Annotated in this window: 11 protein-coding genes; all 11 read left to right on the top strand. The window is 70.2% G+C overall.

Features of this window, described 5'->3' with window-relative positions:
• The 11 genes from MKK53_RS13935 to MKK53_RS13880 all read left to right on the top strand — a co-directional run bounded on the left by MKK53_RS13935 (position 1) and on the right by MKK53_RS13880 (position 26,841).
• On the top strand, positions 1-993 hold the full coding sequence (locus tag MKK53_RS13935; RefSeq protein WP_243929302.1) for an ATP-binding protein: 993 nt from the start codon (positions 1-3) through the stop codon (positions 991-993).
• Complete coding sequence (locus MKK53_RS13930) at positions 993-2,888, top strand: ATP-binding protein (RefSeq protein ID WP_243929301.1); 1,896 nt, start codon at positions 993-995, stop codon at positions 2,886-2,888. The genes MKK53_RS13935 and MKK53_RS13930 overlap by 1 nt, the downstream gene beginning before the upstream one ends.
• 533 nt (positions 2,889-3,421) lie before the next feature.
• The gene (locus MKK53_RS13925; protein ID WP_243929300.1) at positions 3,422-3,985 is read left to right on the top strand and encodes an invasion associated locus B family protein; all 564 of its coding nucleotides are present in this window, start codon (positions 3,422-3,424) and stop codon (positions 3,983-3,985) included.
• 26 nt (positions 3,986-4,011) lie between these two features.
• A complete protein-coding gene (locus tag MKK53_RS13920) occupies positions 4,012-5,958 on the top strand; it encodes a filamentous hemagglutinin N-terminal domain-containing protein (RefSeq protein WP_243929299.1) in 1,947 nt (648 codons plus the stop codon).
• Entirely contained in the window at positions 5,955-7,745 is a 1,791-nt protein-coding gene (locus tag MKK53_RS13915; RefSeq protein ID WP_243929298.1) for a ShlB/FhaC/HecB family hemolysin secretion/activation protein, read from the top strand. The genes MKK53_RS13920 and MKK53_RS13915 overlap by 4 nt, the downstream gene beginning before the upstream one ends.
• A 14-nt stretch (positions 7,746-7,759) precedes the next feature.
• Positions 7,760-8,710: a tetratricopeptide repeat protein gene (locus MKK53_RS13910; protein WP_243929297.1), complete on the top strand. Its 951-nt coding sequence runs from the start codon at positions 7,760-7,762 to the stop codon at positions 8,708-8,710.
• Positions 8,711-8,786: 76 nt separating this feature from the next.
• Positions 8,787-22,907 carry a hemagglutinin repeat-containing protein gene (locus MKK53_RS25445; RefSeq protein WP_279599025.1) on the top strand — a complete coding sequence of 4,707 codons (14,121 nt, stop codon included), beginning with the start codon at positions 8,787-8,789 and terminating at the stop codon, positions 22,905-22,907.
• Positions 22,907-23,647: a hypothetical protein gene (locus MKK53_RS13895; protein ID WP_243929296.1), complete on the top strand. Its 741-nt coding sequence runs from the start codon at positions 22,907-22,909 to the stop codon at positions 23,645-23,647. Before MKK53_RS25445 ends, MKK53_RS13895 begins: the two co-directional genes overlap by 1 nt.
• Before the next feature lie 280 nt (positions 23,648-23,927).
• Positions 23,928-24,107 (top strand): hypothetical protein, encoded by a 180-nt coding sequence (locus MKK53_RS13890; RefSeq protein ID WP_243929295.1) that lies wholly within the window; start codon positions 23,928-23,930, stop codon positions 24,105-24,107.
• Positions 24,108-24,238: 131 nt separating this feature from the next.
• Entirely contained in the window at positions 24,239-26,203 is a 1,965-nt protein-coding gene (locus tag MKK53_RS13885) for an alpha/beta hydrolase domain-containing protein (protein ID WP_243929294.1), read from the top strand.
• Positions 26,204-26,646: 443 nt separating this feature from the next.
• Positions 26,647-26,841: a type II toxin-antitoxin system ParD family antitoxin gene (locus tag MKK53_RS13880; protein WP_243929293.1), complete on the top strand. Its 195-nt coding sequence runs from the start codon at positions 26,647-26,649 to the stop codon at positions 26,839-26,841.
• Positions 26,842-26,844 lie beyond the last annotated feature (3 nt).

The following is a 26,844-nucleotide window of genomic DNA, read 5'->3' as shown; positions in this document are numbered from 1 at the left end:
ATGGACCGGGTGACCGTCACGGAAGCGAGTCAGGTTGCCGAGGCCCGACGGCGCGCGGTGGCCGTCGCCCAGTCCATCGGGTTCGACGAGACCGCCGCCGGCCGCGTGGCGCTCGTGGTGACCGAGCTCGCCACCAACGTCGTCAAGTACGGCGTGCCGGGCGAGGTCCTGGTCGGCACCTACGAGGACGGGACCGGCGCGGGCGTCGAGATCCTTGCGCTCGACAAGGGTCACGGTGTCTCGAACCTCGGCTTGGCCCTGACGGACGGACACTCCACCGGCGGCAGCGCCGGCGAGGGCCTCGGCGCGGTGCGGCGCCTCTCCGACGCCTTCGACATCGTGTCTCGCCCCGGGCTGGGCACGGCGGTCCTGGCCCGCCTGTCGATCGAACGGAGAACCGCTTCGGACGCGATGCCGGGTTTCGGGGCGGTGGCGGTGCCCCTGAAGGGCGAGACCGCCAACGGCGACGCCTACGCCGTGCGCGAGCGTGCCGATGGCTGGACCGCCGTGGTGTCGGACGGCCTCGGCCACGGACCGGAGGCCGCCAAGGCGTCCGAGGAGGCGCTGAAGCTGTTTCGACGGCATCAGGACAAGACGCCCGCGGCGATTCTGTCCGCCATCCATGTCGGCCTGTCGCATACGCGCGGCGGTGCGGTCTCCGTCGCACGCTACGAGCGGGATCGGGGCATCCTCGCGTTCGCGGGCATCGGCAACGTGCTGGGCGCGGTCGTCTCTGGCAGCGTGATCAAGCGGACCGTGAGCCTCGCCGGGACCGCGGGGCACGCGGCGCGGCGCATCCAGGAGTTCGAGTACCGCCTGCACCCGGACGACCTGTTCGTGGCGTGCTCGGACGGGATCGCGACGGCGTGGTCGCTGGACGCCCACCCGGGCCTCGCGGTGGCCCATCCGACGCTCGTGGCCGGCGTGATCTATCGCGACTTCGCGAGGTCCCGGGACGACGCCACCGTGCTCGTCGTGCGGGAGCGGGCGTGATGAGGAAGCCGCTCCTCACCAGTGCCATCGAGCACGAGGACGACATCGTGACGGTGCGCCAGCGCGTGCGCCGGCTGGCGGAGCGGCTCGGGTTCGAGGTCCAGGACCAGACCCGCATCGCCACGGCGGTGTCCGAGATCGCGCGCAACGCCTACGGCTACGCCAGTGGCGGCCGCATCGAGTACGGCCTCGATCAGGACAGGGGCGAGCAGTTCCTGGTGATCCGAGTGAGCGACAAGGGGCCGGGCATCGCCGAACTCGACGCCATCCTCGAAGGTCGCTTCCGCTCGACGACGGGCCTCGGCATCGGCATCACCGGCTCGCGGCGGCTGATGGATCGCTTCGAGGTTCACACCGCCACCGGCCAAGGCACGGTCGTGACGTTCGGGAAGCGGCTCCCGTCCGGCGCCGAAAGCTTCACGGGTCGCAGGCTCGCGATCCTCGCCGAGGATGTCGCCCGGGCCAGGACGGAAGAACCGCTGGTCGCCCTGCGCGAGCAGAACCGGGAGCTTCTGCGCAGCCTCGCCGCGCTCGCCGAGCGCGAGGAGGAAACCCAGCGGCTGAACCAGGAACTCTCCGAGACGAACCGGGGCGTGGTGGCGCTCCACGCCGAGTTGGAGGCGCAAGCCGTGCTCCTGCGCGAGGCGGGCGCCTTCCTGGAGAGCCAAGTGGCCGCGCGGACCGCCGAGCTCGCGCAGGCGAACGCCCGGCTCCTCGCCGAGGCGGCCGAGCGTGAGCGGATGGAGCAGGACCTGCGGCAATCGCAGAAGCTCGAAGCGGTCGGGCAATTGACCGGCGGCGTCGCGCACGACTTCAACAACCTGCTGACCATCATCCGCTCGTCCGTCGACTTCCTCCGCCGTCCGGATCTGCCGGAGGACCGGCGCAAGCGGTACATGGACGCCGTCTCCGACACGGTCGACCGCGCCGCCAAGCTGACCGGCCAGCTCCTCGCCTTCGCCCGCCGTCAATCCCTCAAGCCCGAGGTGTTCGAGGTCAGCGAACGCCTGCGGGGCGTGGCCGAGATGCTCGACACCATCACCGGCGCGCGCATCCACGTCAGAATCGAGATGTCGCACAGACCGGCCCAGGTGCGCGCCGACCTCAATCAGTTCGAGACGGCCCTGGTGAACATCGCCGTCAACGCCCGCGACGCCATGGACGGCAGCGGGACGCTGACGATGCGGGTGGCGGCCGGGCAGGCCATGCCGACGATCCGGGGCCATGCCGGCTCGCGGGGGCCGTTCGTGGCAGTCTCGCTCGCCGACACCGGCACGGGCATCGCCCATGAGGTCCTCGGGCGCATCTTCGAGCCGTTCTTCACGACCAAGGCCGTCGGGCGCGGCACGGGGCTCGGCCTGTCCCAGGTGTTCGGGTTCGCCAAGCAATCCGGCGGCGACGTGGACGTGACGAGCGAGAGCGGCAAGGGGACGACCTTCACCCTCTACCTGCCCGAGGTTTCCTCCGGCGCCGCCGAAGCCCCCGTCCCCGACCCGGACGCCGCCCTGTCGCCGGCCGGCCTCGGTCAGCGCATCCTGCTCGTGGAGGACAACCTGGAGGTCGGAGGCTTCTGCAGCCAGATCCTGGAGGATCTCGGCTACGCCCCCGAGTGGGTCGTCAACGCGGAGGAGGCGCTCGAACGCCTCGGGACGGACGGCGCGGGCTTCCAGGCGGTGTTCTCCGACGTCGTCATGCCGGGCATGGGCGGCATCGCGCTCGCGAGGGCGTTGCGCCTCCGGATCCCGACACTGCCGGTGATCCTGGCCTCGGGCTACAGCCATGTCCTGGCCCTTGAGGACAGCCACGGCTTCGAGTTGCTCCACAAACCCTACTCGGCCGCGCAGGTGGGCCGCGTGCTGCGCCGGGCGATCGGCGCCGCGCCTCCCCAGCGCTGATGCTCATCGAGCGATGAGTCTCTACCCGGAACGAGCCTTGAACGACGTCCCACTCATGGTCTCGACCCGCTTGCGTCCGATGACGCGGCGTCCCAGACCCCATGCCCGTTCGACTGGACTGTGGGAGCGGACGGAGCGTGTGCGGGAGGCGGGCTGTCCACCGGAGCGGGAGGGTCGGGGGCGCGAAGCAGGGGAATTGAGCAGAAGCTAATTCGTATCGCATTCGTCGTGAATTGCATTCGAGAATGCCGTTAATTCAAATATTGATAATCTCAGGACGACCGCCCTTCTGCCGAACGCCCTGTCGGATCGAATTATGATCATGCAATTACGGGCCATCTCGGCAAAAATGACTCGAATTCATTCGATTTGCGGATTATAAAGAGACGAATCGGGGCATTTGAGGCCAGTGGATGCATCCACGCCCCCGCCTGACGGCATTCGTTTGCCTGCGCCGTGATTTCGTGAGCCGGTAAATCGGCTGTTGGGGCGAATGTTGAGTCGTGTTTAGCCCTGCGCTCTCACTGACAAGGATGGAGCAGCGGTTCCGGCCCGCGATCCGCCCTATTCTACTTATCCTCGCGACAACTCGACTGGGTTCAGCCGCGGAAGTTGGACAGCCGACTTCGGCGCCTCCGGCAATCGAGCGCTTCGGCAGCTGGGAAACGGTCTGTGACCGACCTGCGGCTCCTGCCGCGGAGCGCCCTACCGGGAGTGAGCCAGCGCAGCCGTGCAAGGTCGTCCAACGGCAGGTGGACCGGAAGACGGGCCAGTCGGTCTTCGTGGTCACCGCCCTTCCGGCCGGCCGCTCCAACCAGATTGCAGCGATCGTTTCGACGCCTCTGGGCGGCTATCTCGCACCGGGCATGGTGCTGAGTGTCGATGGGGGGCGCCCGTTCAAGGTCCTGTTCGAGACCTGCACTGTCACCGGTTGCCACGCGGGGTTCGCGCTGTCCGGCCGGATTGCCCAGGAAATGCGCCGAGGTCGAGAACTCAAGGTCCGGCTGTGGACCGGAAAGGGCCGACCGGCCGATGTCGCCGTTCCGTTGACCGGCTTCGACGCGGCGCTCGCCGCCCTCCGGCTCACACGACCATGAGTCCCGGTATCCTCAGGTGGCCGCTCATGCGCGGAGCGGGGCTCGGCGCCCTGCCCGTCGTGGTGGCGACGGCATGCCTGGCCCAAGTCGTCCCGACGGGCCGAACGGCGACGACGGTTTCCACGGCGGCGTCCGGGCAAGTCACGGTCGGCATCGCTCCGGTGACGGGGCGCGGCACCAGCTTCAATCAGTATGCCGCCTTCTCGGTGCCGGATGCCGGCGTGCGCCTGAACAACCGGAGCGTGGGCGCCAACACCATCGTCAATTCCGTCGCCGGGGCCGGCCGGACGATCTGGACCGGCCCCCTCGAAGTCCTCGGCTCCCGTGCCCACGTCATCGTGGCCAATCCCAACGGCGTCGCCATCGACGGTGGGAGCGTCATCAATGTCGGCGGCGTCGCGGTGGCGACGGGGCCCGTCGCGGCGAACGGCGATACACTGAGGCTGGGAACCGGAACCGGGGACATTTCCATCGGCCCCGGGGGCTTCTCCGGGTCGATGACCTCCCTGCAACTCGTCGCGGGCCGGCTTCGCATCGACGGAAAGGTCGTCAACGCCTCGGCCAGCCCGAACGCCGACATCGCTCTCGCGGCGGGCCGAGCCGAAGTCACCCTCGACGGGACGGTGCCCGCGAACAGCACCCTGAGGCCCTGGGCCTCGCACAGAGCGCTGGGCGGGCAGGCGGACGAGATCCTCGTGGACGTCACGCCACGGGGTTCCCTCTCGGCGAGCCGCGTTCGGATCGCGGTCTCGTCCAAGGGGGCCGGGGTCTCGTTCGCGGGTGGCGGCCTCGCCTCCATCGGCGAGTTCACCATCTCCGCGGAGGGCAAGGTGAGCCTCCCCGGTGGACGCATCCAGGCCGAGAAGGCCATCACGATCACGGCGCCCACGATCGAGGTCCTGAACGCGCCATCCGGCCAGGGAAACCTCGCCTCGCTCTCGAGTGCCGTCACCCTGCGCGCCACAGGCGGCGACATCGATCTGCGGGGCGTGATCACCGGTGCACGCCGTGACGCCATCGACCCCGCCTCCCGTGGCGCGATCACGCTCGCCGCCAAGGGCGACGTCCGGGTCCTCAGCGAAGGGCCGGACAAGCTGGCGATCGCCTTCGCCTCGTACGGCGACCTCGCCGTGACGGCGGGCGGCCGCCTCGCCAACGACACGGGCCGACTGCTGTCCAACGCCGATGTCCGCATCTCCGCCGGGAGCGTGTCGAACGCTTTCGACATCGTCGCCGCCGTCGATGGCGGTGCACCCCGGCTCGTCGCCGTCGACCGGAAGCCGATGGGCCTTTTCGGCATCAAGACGGCGCGCGTCTGGCGCATCGATGCCGGCACCCCGCGCATCCCGGGACAGCTCGGCTACATCGTCGGACGCTCGGTGGCGATCGACGCGGACGACGTCGTCAACTCAGGCGAGATCGACGCGCAGGACGGCACGGTCGTGATCAGCGCCGGGTCCATCCTCAACGCCGCGAAGTCCACCGGCAGCCTGCTCTACACGAAGCGCTGCTGGACCCTGTGCCGGACCAGCGGACGCGCGTCGGTCGCCACCTTCGGCGGTGTGATGAACTCCGCCTACGGCATGCAGCTCACCGCGTCGCGGTCGATCGTCAACGACGGCGGCGTCATCGCCGCTTACGGCAACATGGCGCTGGAGGCGCCGTCCATCACCGGCACGGCTCGCTACACCCCCGCCGTCGTCGCGCATCCGGTGGGGCTGCGCACCCTGTTCGCGGGGCCGCAATCCTCGCTGAGCCTCGTTCCGCAGGGGGGCCTCTTCCTGGCTCCCACCGGGGCCCTGACGGTCAGGGCGGAAAACCCGGTCGTTCTCAACGGAGGCGATCTTCAGGCCAAGACCGGAATCGACAACCCGGCCGGGGTCCGACGGGGCGACTTGACCACCGACCAGAGCCGGCCGGGTCACAGGCGGGCGGGCATCCTGCGGTCGTGGTTCGACGAGCCGACACCGTGACGCCCCGCCTGACGATCCCGAGCCTGCTGGCGGGCCTTCTGCTGACCGCGATGGGCGCCGCGGGCCTGTCCGCGCCGAGGGTCGAGGGAGAGACGATCGAGATCGCCACAGCCTTCGGTGCCACACAGAAGCGGGGGGATAACGACGAACCCTGTGTCGCGGTCGACAAGGTCGTCATCGCGGGAATCGTGCTGCTGCCACCGCGAGCCGTCCAGGATGCCGTCGCGCCGCACGCCAGCTCCTGCATCGGCAATGCATCCGCCCGTGCCATCGTCGGCGCCGTCAACGATCTCTATGCCGCCGACGGCTACGTCACCACACAGGCCTATGTGCCGTCCCAGGACCTGAAGGCGAGCCGAACCCTGCGGGTCGCGATCGTCGCCGGCCGCGTCGGGCGGGTCGATTACCGGGAAACCGAGGCCGACGAGAGTCTGGCGCAGGCCTGGGACAAGCTCCTGACGGCCGCGGGGCCCTGGGACGGCGCCAAGAAGGCCTCGGCCCTGCTGGAGACCTTCGACAACGGACTCGACCGCTTCCAGTTGATCCCGCCCGAGACCGCCGGCGGGCTCAAGGCTTGGCTCGCGCTCCCGCTCGAACCCGGCGACGTGGTTCAGATCGATCGCCTGCAACAGGGCATCGATCAACTCAACCGCGTTCCCTCGCAGAAGACGACCGCCAAGCTCGAGCCGGGAGACGCGCCCGGCACGAGCAACGTCGTCCTGACCAGCCCGAGAACGGATTCGTTCCGCATGGTCGCGGGCTACGAGATCAACGGCAATACCCTCAACGGAAATGGCACCTCCCCCGCCAAGCGGGCACGGCTCGACGTCTTCAAGGACAACCTGATCGGCCTCAACGATGGCTGGGCCACCTCCTATGCCGGGGGCCTCGACAGCAACGAGTTGCGCGCCGCCGTGTCCGTTCCCGTGCGGTGGCTGACCCTTTCGCTCGACGGCGGCTATTCGGAGTACCTCACACCCATCGGTCGCTACGCCGACCTGTTCACCCAGCTCTACACCGGGGCGCTCAACGGGAGCGTGATGCTCTCCCGGGACAAGGCGCAGCAGACGAGCGTGGATGCCGGCCTGCACTGGCGTCGCCTCGACCGCTTCATCAACGACGGCGCCCTCACCCCCCAGACGATCTCCTTCCTGCGCGTCGGCGTCACGCACCAGCGCTTCTCCGAGGACGCGCAATTCGTCGCCGCGCTCGGCCTCAGCCAGGGGCTGAGGATCCTCGCCGCCACCCGCGATCCTCGCGATCCGCCCTTCGACGTCCCCCGGGCGCAATTCCTGAAGCTCGACGGCCTCCTGAGCTACGCCCGCGCGCTCCAAGAGATCGGAGTGGTCAAGCTCGATCTGTCGGGCCAGTGGACCGATGCCCCCCTCTACTCCGACGACCAGTTGATCCTCGGCTCGATCACCACCGTGCGCGGCTTCACCCGAATGCCGTTCCGGGCGGACAGGGGGATGGTGGCGCGGGGCGAATTCGCCTCGGCTCTCCCCATGGCCTGGATCCTCGGCGACCGGCGAGGGGACCTCGCCTTCCTCGACGAGCTCGGCAGTGCCGTCCAGCTCTACGCCTTCGCGAACCTGGGCGCCGGCCGGGCCATCGCTGAACAGGCCGCGGGTGCGCGCGGCTCGATCGGCGGCGGTATCCGCTACCGCCAGGGCCGATTCAGCATGGACGTGACCCTGGCCAAGCCGGTGTTCCAGGCCGGCCTCCCGGCCAACCGGGACACCTACAAACCCGAACTTTACCTCACCGCCTCCGCCCAACTCTTCTGAGGGATCCTCGACCCATGGCCCACGACGCGCGCCTCCTGATCATCGGGCTCTCCGCCCTCCTGGGGGCGACGGTCCTCGGCGCCCCGCAGGGGATCGCCGCCGAGGCGAGGAAGCCGGCCGCGACCGACAAGGCCGCGCCGACGCCCGCGGCCCCGCCGGCGGCGGACAAGCCCGCCCCGACCTTCCAGGCGAGCCAGCCGGCCTCCGAGAAGGCCGACCCCGCCGCCGGGGCGTCCCGGCTCGCGGCCGGTCTCAAGGCCCTGGAGGAGCGTCGCTACGACGAGGCCCTGAGCGCGTTCAACGAGGCTTACGGCTTCGGCGAGCCGGAGGGGGCGTTCTACCTCGGCCGCATGGTCGAGCTGGGCGTCGGCGTGCAGGGCGACTTCGACAAGGCCCGGGTCCTCTACCTCGCCGCCGCCGAGAAGGGCAGCGCCCGGGCAATGAACCGACTCGGCCTGATGCACTATCGCGGCGAGAAGGTTCTGCAGGACTATCACGCCGCCTTCGAGATGATCTGCAAGGCGGCGGATGCCGGCGATGCCGACGGCGCCTTCAACTGCGCCGGCCTGCACGCCGACGGGCGTGGCACGCCCAAGGACCTCACCAGAGCGATCGCATATTACGAGAAGGCCGCCGCCAAGGGCCATATCGGCGCGCTCAACGCCCTGGGCTTCGCCTACCGCGACGGGCTTGGGGTGGCCGCAGACCGGGCCAAGTCGCTGGCGTTCTTCGAGCGTGCGGCGGCCAAGGGCAACCCGGTCGGCCTGTTCGAATTGGGCGCGATCCTCGAGGCCGGGCAGTCGGTGCCGCGCGACCTCGCCAAGGCGCATCTCTACTACAACCTCGCCGCCGCCCGGCAGCACCCGGGCGCCAGCGCCGCCCTCCAGCGCGTCACGGCAGAGCTCTCCGACGAGGAGGTCGTCAAGGCCCAGAACGCGGCCAAGGCCTGGAAGGCCGGCGACTGACCGCCCTCACGCGCACGAGAGCCAGCCCGACGCCCTCACCGCCTTGCCGGGGGCCGTCACGACGATGGGATTGGGGATGACGCACCCGGCTTTCGACGAGATCGGCCCGCACGCGGGTTCCGGTTTCGCCACCGTCACGACGGCCGAACTCGGGCTGCATTGCGGATTGCCCCGCCAGGCTCGCCGGGGGGTAAGCCTCGTCTCGGCCCTGGCTCTGCTCCTGCAACCCCCGCTGACGAACCTCGCCCAGGCTCAAGCCATCGTCGATCCCCGGGCGCCGATCCAGTTCCGGCCGGGTGTCGGCGTCTCGACCAACGGGACGCCGGTCATCGCCATCACCACGCCGAGCTTCGGCGGCGTGTCGCACAACAAGTTCCAGCGCTACGACATCGACACCCGGGGCGTCATCCTCAACAACGCGGGCTATGGCGGCACCTCGGTGATCGGCGGCGCGGTCGGGGCCAACCCGAACCTCGCCGCGAGCCGCCCGGCCAGCGTCATCGTCAACGAGGTGACCGGCGCCGGCACCTCGACCCTCAACGGACCGACCGAAGTGTTCGGCGGCCGCGCCGATGTCGTCGTGGCCAATCCCAACGGGGTCGGCTGCGTCGGCTGCACCTTCATCAATGCCGGCCGTGTGACGCTGACCACCGGCGTGCCGAGCCCGGACTACCGGGGCGGCACGGTGAGCTACGCCGTCACCGGCGGGACGGTCTCCGTCGGCGGAGCGGGCCTGAGCGGCGGCAACGGCGAAACGCTCGGCCGGATCGATCTCATCGGCCGCCAGCTGCGCCTCGACGGTCCGGTGCTCGCCCGAGATGCCGTGCGCCTGCGCGCCGGGGCGGTGACCTACGATCCCTCCGCCGATATCGCCACGCCGCTCTCGGGTGCGGGACCCGTCACGGGCCCCGCCATCGCCTCCGGCGCGGACGGGACGATCCGCGCGGGCACGATCTCGATCCTGTCCCGGGACGCGGACCTCGGCATCAGCCTCGACGGCTCGCTGAACGCACTCTCCGGTCCGATCGAGGTCCGGAGCTACGGTGACCTGCGCCTCGCGTCGAGCGCCAGCGCATCGGATCTGCGGATCGAGGCCGACGGAGCGGTGTTCGTGTCCGGCCGCAACGAGGCGGTCGGGCGCATCACGGTGCAGGGCCGCACGGCGGAGTTCGCCCTCGGGGCAGGCCTGACCGCCAACGACGCCATCGTGGTCGAGACTCTCCAGGACCTCGTCGCTCGCGGCGACTTGGTCTCGGGCCAGGACATCTCGCTGACCACTGCGGGCGCCCTCACGGCGACCGGCACCGTATCGGCGTTCGGACGGGTCGCGGTCGAGGGCCGTTCCGTCTCGAGCCATGACCTGAGGGTCGGAGCCGGGACGATCGCGGTCGCGGGCGTCACTGGCGTTGAACTCGGCACCACCGCTTTCAAGGCGCAGGGCGATGTGAGCGTGTCCGGCAGCGACGTCACCCTCGGCCAGGCCACGGCGTTCGAGGCCAAAGGCCGCCTCGCCGTCGATGCCCGCGACGGGCTGAGCCTCGGCACGATCCTCGACAATGCCAACCTCGACCTGACGATCCGCAACCGGCTCGTCGTGCTCCCCCGCGGCGGCCTCGTGCAGGACGCGCTCCTCCTGAACCTCAGGGGAGACATCGACAACGACGGCACGCTCTTCGGACGCACCGCCACGACCCTGACGGCGGCGGCGCTGACGAATGGGGCCGAGGGAACGATCTACGGCCCCGATGTGACGATCACCCTGTCCGGGGGGCTGACCAATCTCGGAGGCATCCTTTCGGATCGGACGCTGTCGTTCGCCGTGGCGGGGCTGACCCGCAACGACGGCACGATCAAGACCGACGGGGCGCTGACCCTGCGAGCGCAGGGCTATGCGGCCGGCTCGCACGAGGCCGTGCTGGCCGGGCGGACAGCCGACCTCGTGGTCGCCGGGCCTTTCGAGAACATCGGGTCGGTGCTGGGGCGCGAGGGTCTGACGTTGCGGGCGGCCTCGCTCCGCAACGATGGGACGGTGACGGCCGGCGGTGCCCTGACCCGGCTCTACGTGGCGGGCGATGTCGACAATGCCGGGACAGTCTGGGGGGCCCGCTCCCTGACGCTGACCTCCGGCGGCGGCCTGCACTCGCCGGGACATTTCTATGCGAAGGCGGGTGACCTCATCCTGGGGGTCACCGGGCGGATCGCCTCGGGGGGCGATCTCGTCGCCTCCGGCCTCGTCAGCGTCGAAGGCGCGAGCTTTCACGGCGGCGCCGCTTCGCGGATCTCGGGCAACACGGTCGCAGCCACCGTCGTCGGCGATTTCGCCGGCCTCGGGCAGATGACGGCCACGCGGCGGATCGACATCGATGCCGCCTCCCTCACGCTGGGCGAGGATGCCGGCCTGTCGGCCCCGGTGGTTCGCCTCGCCGCCACCGGCGACTTGACCAATGCGGGCACGGTCGCCGCGCTCGGCGGCCTCGACGTCTCGGCAAGGAACCTGACCAACACGGGTGCGCTCCTCGCCGTCTCCGGCGAACCGACCGCACCGGCCTCCGGGCATCTCGTGGTTGGGGGCGATCTCGTCACCTCCGGTCGCATCCAGGCCGACGAGAGCATCGTCGTGCGGGTCGGTGGTGCCTTCACCGCCGCCACGACCGGCCTCATCGCGGCGCGGACCACGGACATCCGTGTCGATGGCCGCATCGACAATGCCGGCAGCCTCATCGCGCGCGGCGACCTCACCCTGGCGGCGGGGGGGCTCGTCTCCTCGTCCGGCGACATCATCGCCCAGGGCGCGCTGTCCCTCGCCGCCGCCGGCTACGAAGCCACGTCCGCCGCCGCGCGGATGGGCGGCGACGTCGTCACCGTGCGCCTCGGCGGCGGTCCTCTCCTGAACCGCGGACAACTCGTCTCGGCCAACGCCCTCGACATCGAGGCCGGCACGTTCGGCAACGGGGCGCACGGCCGCCTCGCGGGTTCGACCGTGCGCGTGGCGCTCGGCGGCGGCGCGGAGAACACCGGGCATATCGAGGCCACCGGCGACCTCTCCCTGACCGCCGCCAGTCTCCTCAGTTCCGGGGTGATCCTCGCCAACGGCTCCACCATCGTCGCCGTCACGGGCGCCTTCGCCAACGGTGGAAGCCTGATCGGCCAGACATTGTCCGTGAAGGTCGGGGGCGCCCTCGCCAACGCCGGCATGATCGGCGCCGTCGAAGCGCTGGATGCGGACGTCGGAGGCCGGGTGGACAACGCCGGCAGCCTGCTGGCGCAGGAGCGCGACGTGGCGCTTCGCGCGGGCGGTGTCGTCACATCGACCGGCGACATCATCGCCAGGGGCGCGCTCTCCCTCGCCGCCGCCGGCTACGAGGCAGGCTCGACCGCCGCGCGGATGGGCGGGGACACGGTGACCGTCCGTCTCGGCCGCGGCCATCTGCTGAACCTCGGCCAAGTCGTCTCTGCGGGCACCCTCGACGTCGTGGCGGGGGCCTTTGCCAGCGGCGCGGACAGCCGGCTCTCGGGTGCCGATCTGCGCCTCGCCTTCGACGGAGCGATCAACAGGGGACGCATCGAGGCCACGGGCGATCTCGCCTTCGCCGCAGCCAGCCTCGCCAATGCCGGTATCGTGCTCACCAACGGCACCGGGACCGTCGCGGTCTCGGGTGACCTCGACAACGCAGGCAGCCTCATCGGACGAGGCTTGGCGCTTCGGGTCGGACGCGATCTCACCAATGGCGGCATGATCGGCGCCCTGGAATCGCTGAGGGTGAGCGTCGGCGGCGGGGTCGACAATGCCGGTCGGCTGCTCGCCCAGGGCGGGGACCTCGTCCTCGGCGCGGGCGGGGTCGTGTCTTCCGGCGGCGACATCATCGCGAAGGGAGCGCTCTCCCTCGCCGCCGCCGGCTACGAGACGGGTTCCACCGCTGCGCGGATGGGCGGCGACACGGTGATCGTGCGTCTGGGCGGCCTTCTGTTCAACCTCGGCCAGATCGTTTCGGCGAACGCGCTCGACGTCGAGGCCGGCGCGTTCGACAACGGCGCGGACGGGCATCTCGTGGGAACGGGCGTGCGCCTCGCGCTCGGCGGCGAGGCGAAGAATGCAGGACGCATCGAGGCGACCGGCGATCTGGCCCTCACCGCGGCCAGCCTCACCAGCTCCGGCACGGTCCTTTCCAATGGCATCGGCACCGTCGCCGTCACGGGCATCCTCGCGAACGCTGGCCGTCTCGTCGCGCAGAGCCTTTCGATGCGGGTCGGGACCGACCTCGCCAACAGGGGGACGCTCGGCGCCCTCGGAGCGCTGACGCTGAATGTCGGCGGACGCGTGGACAATGCCGGCAGCCTCCTGGCCCATGGGGGCGGCCTGACCCTCGGTGCCGGCGGGGTCGTCGCCTCGTCCGGCGACATCATCGCTCAGGGGACGCTGTCCCTCGCCGCCGCCGGCTACGAAGCCACGTCCGTCGCGTCACGAACGGCCGGCGACAGCGTGAGCGTGCGGCTCGACGGCGGCCATGTCGGCAACCTCGGCCAGCTGGTGGCGGTCGGCGGCCTCGACGTCGAGGCGGGTACCTTCGACAACGGCGCGGACGGCCGCCTCGCGGGCACCAGCGTCCGCCTCGTGCTGAGCGGGGATGCGGACAACAGGGGTCGCATCGAGGCGACCGGCGATCTGGCCCTCACCGCGGCCAGCCTCACCAGCTCCGGGGTCATCCTCACCAACGGGGCGTTGGCGATCCGATCGGCCGGCGGCTTCGCCAACGGTGGGGGGCTTTTCGGCCAGACCCTGGCCGTGAGAGCCGGTGGCGACTTCGCCAACACCGGGGCGGTCGGCGCCCTCGACACGCTGACGGTCGAGGCGGCAGGCCGGATCGCCAACGGCGGCAGCCTTCTGGCGCAGGGGGGCGACCTCGCGCTCCGCGCGGGCGGGACCGTGTCGTCCACCGGCGACATCGTCGCGAAGGGCGCGCTCACCCTCACCGCCGCCGGCTACGAGGCGAACGCGTCGGCCGCGCGCATGGGGGGCGGCACGGTGACCCTGCGCCTCGGCGGCGGCCACCTCCTGAACCTCGGCCAACTGGTCTCCGGCGCCGCGCTCGACGTCGAGGCCGGGGCCTTCGACAACGGCACCGACGGTCGTATCGCCGGCACCGGCATACGCCTCGCGCTCGGCGGCGCGGCCGACAACAAGGGTCGCATCGAAGCCACGGGCGATCTCGTCCTCACGGCAACCAGCCTGTCGAACGCCGGCATCGCCCTCGCCAACGGGACAGGCACGCTCACGCTGACGGGCGCCCTGAGCAACGGCGGCAGTGTCGTCGGGCGAAGCCTGTCGCTGCAGACGGGGGGCGACCTCGCCAACACCGGGACCATCGGTGCCATCACCACCCTAACGATCGCCACCGCCGGGCGCCTCGCCAACGGCGGCAGCCTGCTGGCGCAGGGGGGCGACCTTGCTCTGAGTGCGACTGGGATCGTGTCGTCCACCGGCGACATCGTCGCGAAGGGCGCGCTCACCCTCACCGCGACCGGTTATGAGACGGGTTCTTCGGCCGCGCGCATGGGCGGCGGCACGGTCACCGTGCGCCTCGGGAGCGGCCACCTCCTGAACCTCGGCCAGGTCGTCTCCGGCGCCGCCCTCGACGTCGAGGCCGGGGCCTTCGACAACGGGACGGACGCCCGCTTCGCCGGCACCGATGTGCGCCTCGCCCTCGGCGGTGCGGCCGACAACAAGGGCCGGATCGAAGCGGCCGGCGCTCTCGCCTTCACGGCGCCCAGCCTCTCGAACGCCGGCGTGATCGTGGCCAATGGCGCGGGCACCGTCACGCTCACGGGAGCTCTCAGCAACGGCGGCAGTGTCGTCGGGCGAAGCTTGTCGGTGGGGGTCGGAGGCGACCTGAGCAATACGGGCGCGATCGGAGCCGTCGATGATATGGCCATCACGGTCACGGGCCGCATCGACAACGGCGGCAAGGTCCTAGCGCAGGGGGGCGACCTCGCGCTCCGGACGGGCGGGACCGTGTCGTCCACCGGCGACATCGTCGCGAAGGGCGCGCTCACCCTCACCGCCGCCGGCTACGAGACGGGCTCGTCGGCCGCGCGCATGGGGGGTAGCACGGTGACCGTGCGCCTCGGGAGCGGCCACCTCCTGAACCTCGGCCAGGTCGTCTCCGGCGCCGCGCTCGACATCGAGGCCGGGGCCTTCGACAACGGGACGGACGGCCGCTTCGCCGGCACCGACATCCGCCTCGCGCTCGGCGGTGCGGCCGGCAACAAGGGTCGCATCGAAGCCACGGGCGATCTCGCCTTCACGGCAGCCGGCCTCGCGAACGCCGGCATCATCCTCGCCAACGGGACAGGCGCGCTCACGCTGACGGATGCGCTGAGCAACGGCGGCAGCCTCATCGGGCGAAGCCTGTCGCTGCAGACGGGGGGCGACCTCGCCAACACCGGGACCATCGGTGCCATCACCGACTTGACCGTCACCGCAGCAGGACGCCTCGCCAACGGCGGCAGCCTGCTGGCGCAGGGGGGCGACCTCGCGCTCCGGGTGGGCGGGATCGTGTCGTCCACCGGCGACATCGTCGCGAAGGGCGCGCTCACCCTCACCGCCGCCGGCTACGAGGCGAACGCGTCAACCGCGCGCATGGGGGGCGGCACGGTCACCGTGCGCCTCGGCAGCGGCCACCTCCTGAACCTCGGCCAGGTCGTCTCCGGCGCCGCGCTCGACGTCGAGGCCGGGGCCTTCGACAACGGCGCCGACGGGCGCATCGCCGGCACCGCCATGCGCCTCGCACTCGGCGGCGCGGCCGACAACAAGGGCAGGATCGAAGGCACGGGCGATCTCGCCCTCACGGCAACCAGCCTGTCGAACGCCGGCGTGATCGTGGCCAATGGCGCGGGCACCGTCACGCTCACGGGCGCCTTGACCAACGGCGGCAGCCTCATCGGGCGAAGCCTGACGCTGCAGACGGGGGGCGACCTCGCCAACACCGGCACGGTCGGTGCCATCACCACCCTGACCGTCACCGCAGCAGGACGCCTCGACAATGGCGGCAGCCTGTTGGCGCAGGGGGGCGACCTCGCGCTCCGGGCGGGCGGGACCGTGTCGTCCACCGGCGACATCGTCGCGAAGGGCGCGCTCACCCTCACCGCGACCGGTTATGAGACGGGTTCGTCGGCCGCGCGCATGGGCGGCGGCACGGTCACCGTGCGGCTCGGGAGCGGCCACCTCCTGAACCTCGGCCAGGTCGTCTCCGGCGCCGTGCTCGACGTCGAGGCCGGGGCCTTCGACAACGGCGCCGACGGACGCTTCGCCGGCACCGATATGCGCCTCGCCCTCGGCGGCGCGGCCGACAACAAGGGCCGGATCGAAGCGGCCGGCGCTCTCGCCATCACGGCACCCAGCCTCTCGAACGCCGGCGTGATCGTGGCCAATGGCGCGGGCACCGTCACGCTCACGGGAGCTCTCAGCAACGGCGGCAGTATCGTCGGGCGAAGCTTGTCGGTGGGGGTCGGAGGCGACCTGAGCAATACGGGCACAATCGGCGCCATCGATGCAGTGACGCTGAGTGTCGGGGGCCGGATCGACAACGCCGGCAGGCTCACGTCGCAGGAGGGTGATGTCGGGCTGACCGCGGGCGGGATCGTGTCGTCCACCGGCGACATCGTCGCGAAGGGGGCGCTGACCCTCACGGCCGCCGGGTACGAAGGCGCGTCCGACGCCGCGCGGATGGGCGGCGGCTCCGTGGTGGTGCGCCTCGGAAGTGGTCATCTCGGAAACCTGGGTCAGATCGTTTCGGGCGGGAGCCTCGACGCGGAGGCCGGGGATTTCGAGAACGGCACGGGGGGACGCATCGCGGGCGCCACCCTGCGCCTCGCGCTCGGCGGCGCGGCCGTCAACAAAGGCAAGATCGAGTCGACCGGCGATCTCGCCCTCTCCGCCGTCAGCCTCGCGAATACCGGCAAGGTCCTGGCCAACGGCGTCGGCACGATCACGCTCACGCACGCCTTGACCAACGCCGGGCAGGTGACCTTCAGCAGCGATGGCTCGGTCAGGGCCGAAAGCTACGAAGGACAGGCGAATTCCGTTCTTCGCGCGCGAAACCTGACCGTCAAGATGGCCACCGGACTGTCGAATGCCGGAGAGATGTCGGCAGGAGGCTCGCTCGACGTCGGGGCCGGAACCTTCACCAACGAGGCTTCGGGGCGTCTGGCGTCCCAGGGGGCGAAGCTCTCCGTCACCGGCGATGCCAGCAACGTCGGCACGATCGCGGCCGACGACTTCCTGTCGATCAAGATCGATGGAGCATTCGGCAACAAGGGCGCGGTCTCCGCCAAAGATCTGTCGCTCACGGTCGGAAGCGGCATCAAAAATGAAGGCCGTCTCACGGCGGACGGCACGCTCGTGGCGACGGGCGCGTCGCTCGACAACCTCGCGACCGGCGGGATTTCGGCCGCCATCGCCAGCATCACGCTAGCCGGCGCCGTCAGCAATGCCGGGACGATCTCCGCCGCCGACACCCTCGTCATCCAGGGTGCCTCGCTCGGCAATGCCGGCACGGACACCGCCACTGCGGTCATCTCGGCGCCGACCCTGGCGATCGCCGTCACGGGCAACCTCGGCAACGGATCCTATGCCTCGATCTCCGGCGGTTCTCTCGCCGCGATCCGTGCGGCGACCACCAACCTCGACGTGTTCGGCATCAACGACGTCCCCCACGGTCAGTTCTCGTTCGGAGGCGACCTCGGCCTCACGCTGACCAATCAGGGCCTCACCGTGGCCGCCGGCCAAACCCTGACAGCGGCGAAGGGCAAGCTCGCCCTGTCCGTGAGCGGCGACGTCGTGGTCGATGGGACGATCGCCTCGCGCGATGATCTGACGCTGATCTCCGGCGGCAGCATCGCCGTCGGCAACGCTCAGACCGCCAGTCGAGGCCAGATCTTCACGCGTGGCGACGGGTGGATCGAAGCCGCGCACGATCTGACCAACACCGCATCCGTCATCCAGGCGAACGGCGCCCTCGGGATCAAGGTCGGCGGGACGTTGACCAACACGCGCACAGCGCAAACCCAAACGACGACGATCCACGCACCGAGCACCCATGCGTCCAAGTCGCCCGAGAAGTACCAGGACAACATCACGACATACGCCGAGACATCCGATGCCGCCCAAATCGTCGGGGGTGGCGACATGTCGATTGAAGCCAATACGCTCCTCAACGACGCCTCGATCATCACCGCGGGCGGTGTCCTCGCGATCAAGGCGGGGACGATCGACAACCGCAGCCGCAAGGCCGGCTCGTATCTTCGCATGTACAAGGTCGGCGGCTCCACCAACCTCGGCAGCGTGATCATCGAGGGCTGGGAGAGCGGGTCCACACAGAGCACCGCCCTCTTGGAGGGGGACAATGGCGTCAGGATCGTCGCCACGACCCTCACCAATACAGGCACGATCACCGGACCAACGGTCACGATCGATGCGGCCGTCGTCGTCAACGGGCTCACCGGCACAACCGTCACCGCGCCCCCGCCGCGCCTGACCAACGGCACCATCGACCTCACCGCCTCCGCCAGCGGCGGGAGCGTGGCCACGGGCGCCGCCCTGCAGCGCGCCGCGCCGAACGAGAGCCCCACCGGCCAAACGATCGCCGCCGCGTCGAGCGGCGGTCCGCTCGGCGATCCGAATGTCGGCCCGGACAAGGCGTCCACGGCGCCCCTGTCTTCGACGGAAACCCTGGCACCGAATGTGACGGCCGACAGGCTGAGCGGACGCGACGTGGTCGCCAACGCGACCGGCGGCGGCATGAACGGCGCGCGCGTCGCGACGGATGCGACCGCCGGCCGGCTCACCGGCGCACACATCGCGGCGGATGCCGCCGGAGACCGTCTGAACGGTGCCGTGATGGCCGCGAACGCCACGGGCGACCGGCTGGGCATCACCCCCTTCGCGGCGGATGCCACCGGCGGGCGCCTCCTCCGCGAGGGGATCGGCAGCCCGAACGCGCGGTCCTTCCCCCGTCCCGTCTCGCCCGCCGACACGGCGATCGGATCGGCCGGCGTCACCCCGCCATCCGGACGGGCCATCGCCAGCCCCGGCACGGCCGGCGGCATCGGCTATCTCCGCCGGGCCCCGCTTCCCGGAACCGGCGAGCGGACGCCAATCTGGATCCTGGATCAGGTCGGCGACGCCCGTTCGCGCCAGAGCCTCACCGTCTTCGCCGACCCCACCACCGAGCAGACCCTCATCCGCCAAGCCCTCGTCCAGCAGACCGGACGCGCCCTGCTCGATCCCCGCTACACGAACCCCGAGCGGCAGCGCGACGCCCTCTACCAGGGCACCGTCGACTACCTGAAGGCCAACCCCGAGATCCATCTCGGCGACACCCTCACCGACACCCAGAAGGCCGCCGTCGCCGCGCCGATGCTCTGGTACGAGGCCCGCGTCGTCGAGGGGCAGCGCGCCCTCGTGCCCGTCCTCCTCCTGCCCCCGGGCGACCTCGCCCGCTACACACAGACCACCGGGGGGACGATCTCCGGCGGCGACATCGTCATCCGCGCCGACCGCGCCACCAACACGGGATACCTCCTCGCCACCGGCTCCCTCGTCATCGACGCCGGCAGCTTCCTCAACGAGCGCCGCGTCACCGGCGTCGCCGGACGCCAGAGCCCGGAAGCAGGCGGCGTCGTCAGCGCCGACAGCCTGAGCATCGTCACCACCGGCGACCTGACCGACCGCGGCGGCACCCTCACCGCCTCCCACGACCTCACCCTCCAGGCCGGCGGCGACCTCCTCATCGCCGCGCAGGCCGTCACCACCACCGGCCTCGTCGGCGGCAGGAACGCCTGGATCGCCACCACCGCCACCCTCAACACCGGCGGCCTCGTGGCCGCGGGCGGGGATCTCACCGTCGAGGCCGGCGGCGCGCTCTCCGTCCTCGGCTCGACCCTCGTCGCGGGGGGCGACGCCCGGCTCACGGCGGCCGGCCCGGTCACCATCGCCGCCACCCTCGACACCGCCACCACCACCAGCCTGACGCGCAAGGACGGCTGGTTCTCCTCGAAGACCACCCGCACCAGCCGGAGCGACAGCACCAGCCAGGCCTCCGAGATCGCCGCCGGCGGCGCCCTCACCCTCGTCTCGGGGGCCGACCTCACCGTCACCGCCAGCCACCTCACCGCCGGGGGCGACCTCGCCCTCACCGCCGCCGGCAGCCTCGCCCTGCTCGGCGGCCAGGACCGGCACAGCGCGGCCGTCTCCACCTCCTCGTCCGGCTTCGGCCTGTTCGGCGGCGGCGGCGGGCTCGACCTCTGGCGCTCCAAGCGCATCGCCGGCTCCGCGTCGAGCGTCGAGAACGCCGCCACCCTCCTCACCGCCGGCCGCGACGCCACGCTCACCGCCGGCCAGGACCTCACCGTCACTGGCTCCGCCGTCTCCGCCGCCGGCCTCGCGCGCCTCACGGCGGGGCGCGACCTCGTGCTGGCCCCCGGCGACACCCGCACCGCCACGAGCACCGCGCGCCGCGTCGCGGGCATCGGGCTGACCGGCTCGCTCACCGAGGGCGGCCTGTCCCTCGGCGCGGGCACCCATTCCGCCACCACCCGGACCGGCGCGGAGACCACCGGGGCGGCGCCTTCCTCCATCCTCGGCGGGGCGGGGGTCGTCCTCGCGGCGGGCCGCGACGCCACCCTCACCGGCGCCGACCTCGCCTCGGGGGCCGACCTCACGGTCTCGGCCGGGCGCGACCTCGCCCTGCTGGCCGCGCGCGAGACGAGCCACGCCTGGGCGAGCCGCAGCCGCACCGCAATCGGCCTGACCCTGGCGATCGGACAAAACATCACCGGCGCCCTGGACCAGCTGCGCGGCGCCGTGGACACCGCCACCTCCGGCCAGGGCGGGGCCGGCTACCGGGCGGTGGGCGTGGCCTCGGGGGCGATGCAGGCGATCGACGGGGCGCTGGCGCTGAGCCACCCGAGCCTGAGCGCCAGCCTGACGCTCGGGGCCGCGCACAGCCAGAGCCGCAGCGAGAGCGCGAGCGAGGCGCAGCGCCCGACGACGCTGAGCGCGGCGGGGGACGTGAGCCTCACCGCCGGCCGGGACCTGCGCCTGCAGGGCACGCAAGGACAGGCGGGGGGCCGGATGGACCTCGCGGCCGGGCGGGACCTGACCGTCGAGAGCGCGGTCTCGCGCACCGCCTCGGCGCAGTCGGCGAGTGCATGGAAGGCGGGTCTCGGGCTGGGGGCGAGCCTGGGCCTCGACGGGGCGAGCGCGGGGATCACGGCCGACGCGGCGCTGTCGCGCTCGCAGGGCCAGGAGGCGGGGTCCACGAACCTGAACGCGCATCTGACGGCGGGGACGGGGCTGAGCCTGACGTCCGGCCGGGACACCACCGTGGCGGGGGCCGTGGTGCGTGCACCGGAGATCGCGGTGGCGGTGGGGGGCGACCTCACGGTGGCCTCGCGCCAGGACACGACCCAGGGCGGGAGCACGTCACGGCATCTCTCGGGCGGGATCACTCTGGGCGTGGGCACAAGTCCGAGTTCGGGCTCGCTGTCGCTGGGCGGGGGCCGGAGCACGACGGACCGGGCCTGGGTCGGGGAGCAGACGGCGCTCCTGGCCGGCGACCGTCTGAGCGTGAGCGTGGGCGGCCACACGGGGGTGGACGGGGCGGTGATCGCCTCGGGGACGGGCCACCTCAGCCTGGACACCGGCACGCTGTCGGTCACGGACCTGTCCGACCACGACCGCGGCCGGTCGCTCGCCCTGACGCTGGGGGCCACCGTCACGGCAGGGGGCGGGTCGGATCAGACGGCCAACGGCAGCCAGGGCCCGCCCGCGACGACGCCGGACGGTCGCCCGGTGGGGGCGTCGATCTCGGGCCGCATCGCGAACGCGGACCGGGAAGGGGTGAGCCGAGGGACGATCGGGGCGGGGACGATCACGCTCCGCGATCCCGATCACCAGGGCCAGGACGTGGCGGCGATCAACCGGGACGTGGGCCGGGCGCAGGCCGTGACGCGGGACACGCGCTCGGGGGTGAGCTTCTACGGGTCGAGTTCGGCGCTGGGCGAGGCGGCGGGCGGGTTCCAGGGCATCCGGGCGGGGGTCGCGCAGATCGGGCGGGCGGCGCGGGAGGGGTTCAAGGACCTGCCGGCGCAGGTGCAGGCGAGGGTGAAGGAAGTCGCCAAGCAGGTCGGCTTGGCGGGGCGGACCCCCGAGGGTGCAATCGATGCGATGGTCGATGCCCTGGTGGCCAAGGGGGATATTCCAGCCGATCAAGCAGATGCGGCAAAGCAGACAGCTCTTCGGGCGCTTCTCGACAATGCGCAATACACCAGTTTGACATCCGGTGCCGTAGGCGGCCTCGCCCCGACGACCACGGGCTGGGTTGCCGGTGTTGCAGGCGCGGCGAGCCGGGCAATCCCCCTCGCCAACGTCGTTGTCCAGCTCATCACACCGGACAACAGCAGTCTCGATACCGATAAGGCTGGCGCCACGGACGACGGCACGAAGGTCAGCTGGAGCGGCAAGGCCGACGAAACCCAGCGTATGATGACGCTGACCTCGTCAGACGGCACGGTCAAGCAAGTCCTATTCAGCACGACCCCATCCGGTGACACCGTCCTGACGGGCGGGCGGGTGATCAGCGCCAGCGGGATCGCCACTCCGCTTGACGCCGACCAAGCCTATGAGATCGCGCAACAAGGCGGGAAGGCCCTCGGTATCGCCGTGACGGCCGGCAATGCCGGTGTCTTGAATGCCGATATTCAGGAGAACAACGAAACCGGGAAGAATGCGGAAAAAGAAGTAAACGACGGCCTTCGAGCACAGGGCGCGAAGGTGACTGGACAAGTGACGGTCGTCGGCTCGGACGGCACACGGTGCCGGCCGGACTGCGTCATCGAGGTGCCCGACGGGAAGACGGCCGAGATCCCGCCCGGCAGCGTGCTCGAGGATCTGAACGGGAAGCCTGTCGTCAATGAAGATGGCACCCCCGTGACGATGATTCCTACCGACTCAAAAGGGAGGGCGGTGATCGAGGTCAAAAGTGGGAATGGCCGCCTGACGGATAATCAGGCCGGCGTGCTACCGGAGATCGCACAAGGGACGGCAACTGGCGTGGGTGGAAGAGCACGTGAGGCAGATATAATACGCCAATTCCCCACTATGCCAGCTTGGGTAATCAGAATAAAAGGGAGAAATTAATGATAGCGCCAATCTATAAGCAAGAATTATTTGATATTTGCAAAGAAGTAGCGAATAGATTTGATGGCGTGACTTTCTCAAATAATCTTTTCACTGTCAGGATTGCCAAATTCGCTCGAACTCAGATCTGTGCAGGATTCACGTTCAAATACGGCGTTGCAGATATGGACCCGAGCATATGGGTGTGTTTCAGGAAATTAGGGAAACTTACCGCAAAATATACAGGAATGGGAGACTGCACATCTATTTTAAATTACGAAAAGATAAAATATGAACTCATTAAATTTCCTAAAAACAAAGTTGGACTTACCCATATAGATCGAAAAATTCCAGCGTATGCATTAGAGAATGAAATGTACTTGAAAAATTACACGCTCATTCAAGATGTCCCGGAACTGCTCGAATCTATGGTCGATGATGGGGTCAGGATACTTCATAAATTGTACGATTTCAGCTCTGAGCGCAATTTTCTTGAAAATATGCCGCCGAAATATGATCCGCCGCCTCTCGATATCCCGATGCCGAATTACATTGGCGTTCCTTACACTGAATATCACAGAAGCGCCGGTATAGTTATGTGTCTCGTGCGCATGAGCTTGGGCGATTTCGATTTTATCGATTTCTATGAGAGCGATAAGTTCAATCCTTTTGCCTATAAATATGAGGATATGTTGCAAAGACTTAGAGAAGATCTCCCGGAATTGAAGAGGCGGTACGAAGAAACGGGAAGCATATGGTAGGTGACTTACGATTCCGTCGACCTGGATCCTGGATCAGGTCGGCGACGCCCGCGCGCGCCAGGGCCTCACCGTCTTCGCCGACCCGACCGTCGAGCAGGGCCTGATCCGCACGGCCCTCGTCGGCAGGATCGGCCGGGGGCTCATCGATCCCTCCTACACCGACCCCGAGCGGCAGCGCGAGGCCCTCTACCAGGGCACCGTCGACTACCTGAAGGCCCATCCCGAGATCCATCTCGGCGACACCCTCACCGACACCCAGAAGGCCGCCGTCGCCGCGCCGATGCTCTGGTACGAGGCCCGCGTCGTCGAGGGGCAGCGCGCCCTCGTGCCCGTCCTCCTCCTACCCCCGGGCGACCTCGCCCGCTACACACAGACCACCGGGGGGACGATCTCCGGCGGCGACATCGTCATCCCCGCCTTCAGCGATCTCTGCCCGCTGGGCTGCGGGCTGATCCGGTAGGCCGGGGCGGCTCCCAGCCTGACAGATCGTCTCGGCCGCCAAGCTGCAGGGGCGCCATCGCCGTCGATTGACCGGCCGCTACTGTATGTGGTCGCCCGCGAGACGCGGCGAGATTAAGGGCGGGAGCGATCATGCGGGTGACCTGGGCGATCCTCGGCGCATTGGGCTGCAGCCTCGTGGCGACGACCGCGCAGTCGCGGGTCACGTCCCTCCAGATCCAGAAGGTCGAAGCCTTCGCGGATGGGATCGATTGGGGAGATGCCGGCCCTTACGAGCGGGTCATCGGGACTGCGAGCGGCGAACTCGACCCCGCCGATCCCTCCAACAGCGGTATCGCCGACATCGCGCTGGCGCCGCGCAACGCCCGGGGGCTGGTCGAGTATCGCACCGACCTGTTCATGCTGCGGCCCAAAGACCCGTCCCGCGGGAGCGGAATCCTCCTCTACGAGGCTCTCAACCGGGGCCGCAAGTTCCTCTTCAACTGGGTCCTCGACGCCCCCGCCCAGGCGGCCCAGGCCGTGAACGACCCGAAGGCCGCAGCCGACGCCGGCACCGGCCTCGTCCTCCGGCGGGGCGACACGATCGTCTGGTCGGGCTGGGAGGCCGACGCCCTGCGCCAGCAGGGCGGCATGGCGATCGACGTCCCGGTCGCCACCCGGGATGGCACGCCCATCGTCGAGACGGTCCGCGACGAGCTCGTCAGCGGCACCCGGGGACCGACCGAGGCGCCGTTCTACCTGACTTTCAACAGCGCGAGCCTCGATCAGGCGGGGGCGAACCTCACCCTACGCCGGCGGGAGGCGGATCCCCCGCGGGCCGTGCCGCGGGAGGCGTGGGCCTTCGCCGGCCCCAAGCAGCTCCGGCTGCTGCCGGCCGGCGCGAAACCCGAGCCCGGCTCCCTGTACATGTTCACCTACCGGGCCACCGGCCCGAAGGTGCTCGGCATCGGCTTCGCCGCGACACGGGATGTGGTGGCGTATCTGCGGGGCGAATCCGCGGGCGGCGCCAACCCAGCGGGCGGCGCCATCCGGCACGCGGTCGCCCTGGGCATCTCGCAGAGCGGACGCTTCCTGCGGGACTTCATCCATCAGGGTTTCAACCGCGACGAGGCGGGCCGTCGCGTGTTCGACGGTGTGCTGTCCCACATCGCCGGGGTCGGCGGCGTGTTCCTCAACGCGCGCTTCGGGCAGCCCTCCCGCACCAACACGCAGCATGAGGATCACCTCTACCCGGAGAATGCCTTCCCCTTCTCGGCGGCGGCGCAGCACGACCCGGTCACCGGCGAGAGCGGCGCCCTCCTGCGCGGCGACGGCTTCGATCCGCTGCTGATCGAGACCAACACGAGCACGGAATACTGGCAGAAGGGCGCGTCGCTGCTGACCACCGATCCGCTCGGCCGACACGACGTCGCCCTGCCGGACACGGCGCGCGCCTTCCTGATCGCGAGCGGCTTCCATTACGGGCGTGCGGGGCTGTCGTCCGACAAGGGGCCGTGTGCCTACCGGCGCAACACCCTCAATCCGGGGCCGGCCCTGCGCGCGCTCCTCGTCGCCCTGGAAGATTGGGTGAGGGACGGACGCGCCCCGCCGGACAGCCGGGTGCCCCGTCTCGCCGACGGCACCCTCGTCGAGGCCGTCGATACCGGCTTCCCCTACATCCCGGGGATCGCCGCGGCGCCCGCTCCCAACGCGATCGCCCGGTTCGCGACCTACGTCGATCCCCATCCCGAGGGCGGCAGGCAGTACCGGCCGCTGGTCCCGAAGGTGGACGCGGATGGGAACGATCTCGCCGGCATCCGCCTGCCGGACGTCGCGGCGCCCAGCGCCACACGCACCGGTTGGAACCTCTATGCCGACCCTTTCCCGGCGGGCGAGCTGTGCGACCGGGAGGGCAGCCTGATCCCCTTCGCCGCGACGAAGGCCGACCGCGAAGCCAGGGGCGATCCACGCCCCTCACTCGCGGAGCGCTACCCCGCCCAGGCGGATCATGTCGCGGCGGTCTCGCTGGCCGTCGACCGCCTCGTGGCGGAGCGGTTGCTGTTGCCGGAGGATGGAGACCAGTTGGTCGCCGCCGCCCGTCCCGCATCCGCTCCCTGACGGAGGGGGCCTGCGCCCCCGTCAGGCGGCGACCGGGCGGCGGGACGGCGTGGCCGGACTCCGCATCGGCCGTTCTCCCATCAGGCGAAGCCGTAGGGCGTGGGCGGGTTGTCGATGGGGATCCCGTCCCGCACCGCCTTCGCCGCCGGCCCACTCGAACAGCATCGCGTCCTCGGGCCCATGCGTCTCGGTGGCGTGCGGCCAGTCGCTGCCCCGGACGAGGCGTTCGAGGGCGAGCCGCACGCAGGCCTGGGCGGTGCGCCTCGCGTCCGGGTATCCGGGCGGGCGGGCCTCGGGTGTTCGAGCGGGCGCCCGCGAGCCCCGCCCGGGCAGGGCGGCCGGTTCAGGAGCGCCGCGTTCCCCCGGATCGAGGATGCGCGCGCCGGTCGGGATGCGGGGAAACCATGCTGTAAGCAGATGTCATAGTCTGGTAGTCGTCGGACATGGCCGGACGAAAAACCATCACCATCTCGGTGACACCTGAGCAGCACGCGTTTCTGGGCGAGCGCGTCCATTCCGGGCAATACGGCAGCGTCAGCGAGGTCGTCCGGGCCGCCCTGAGAATGCTCGAACGGAGCGAACCGGACTTCGTGCTGAAGGAACAGGCGCGCCTCGCCGTAGGGCGCAAGATCCGCTGATCG

Origin of the sequence: Methylobacterium sp. J-076 (assembly GCF_022829405.1) — a bacterium.
Lineage (GTDB): Bacteria > Pseudomonadota > Alphaproteobacteria > Rhizobiales > Beijerinckiaceae > Methylobacterium.
Note: the sequence above shows the minus strand (reverse complement) of the source record. Positions and strands in the feature narration are given on the sequence as shown.

What these genes read in the sequence shown, in the direction of transcription:
- MKK53_RS13935 (WP_243929302.1), top strand. Translation starts at nt 1, where the DNA reads ATGGACCGGGTGACCGTCACGGAAGCGAGTCAGGTTGCCGAGGCCCGA.
- MKK53_RS13930 (WP_243929301.1), top strand. Translation starts at nt 993, where the DNA reads ATGAGGAAGCCGCTCCTCACCAGTGCCATCGAGCACGAGGACGACATC.
- MKK53_RS13925 (WP_243929300.1), top strand. Translation starts at nt 3,422, where the DNA reads ATGGAGCAGCGGTTCCGGCCCGCGATCCGCCCTATTCTACTTATCCTC.
- MKK53_RS13920 (WP_243929299.1), top strand. Translation starts at nt 4,012, where the DNA reads ATGCGCGGAGCGGGGCTCGGCGCCCTGCCCGTCGTGGTGGCGACGGCA.
- MKK53_RS13910 (WP_243929297.1), top strand. Translation starts at nt 7,760, where the DNA reads ATGGCCCACGACGCGCGCCTCCTGATCATCGGGCTCTCCGCCCTCCTG.
- MKK53_RS25445 (WP_279599025.1), top strand. Translation starts at nt 8,787, where the DNA reads ATGACGCACCCGGCTTTCGACGAGATCGGCCCGCACGCGGGTTCCGGT.
- MKK53_RS13895 (WP_243929296.1), top strand. Translation starts at nt 22,907, where the DNA reads ATGATAGCGCCAATCTATAAGCAAGAATTATTTGATATTTGCAAAGAA.
- MKK53_RS13890 (WP_243929295.1), top strand. Translation starts at nt 23,928, where the DNA reads ATGCTCTGGTACGAGGCCCGCGTCGTCGAGGGGCAGCGCGCCCTCGTG.
- MKK53_RS13885 (WP_243929294.1), top strand. Translation starts at nt 24,239, where the DNA reads ATGCGGGTGACCTGGGCGATCCTCGGCGCATTGGGCTGCAGCCTCGTG.
- MKK53_RS13880 (WP_243929293.1), top strand. Translation starts at nt 26,647, where the DNA reads ATGGCCGGACGAAAAACCATCACCATCTCGGTGACACCTGAGCAGCAC.